1 protein-coding gene is annotated in these 214 nt (G+C 41.1%); it reads left to right on the top strand.

All coding sequences use genetic code 11. The features are described from left to right. The coding region (locus FUA26_RS05405; RefSeq protein ID WP_147132685.1) for a M20/M25/M40 family metallo-hydrolase at positions 1–214 on the top strand (214 nt) is incomplete at both ends.

The following is a 214-nucleotide window of genomic DNA, read 5'->3' as shown; positions in this document are numbered from 1 at the left end:
TGGTTATGATTGGTGCCCATTTCGATACTTGGCATCCGGCTTCTGGAGCAACTGATAATGGTGCAGGTTCTGCAGTCATGATGGAAGTGATGCGCATTATTAAAGCTTCTGGCTTAAAACCAAAACGAACCATCAGAATAGCACTTTGGGGAGGAGAAGAACAAGCGTTTTTAGGATCTTTAGCTTATGCAGAAAAACATTATGGAAAAGTAAA

This window comes from Seonamhaeicola algicola, from assembly GCF_007997385.1.
GTDB lineage: Bacteria > Bacteroidota > Bacteroidia > Flavobacteriales > Flavobacteriaceae > Seonamhaeicola > Seonamhaeicola algicola.
This window is presented reverse-complemented; position numbering and strand designations above follow the sequence as displayed.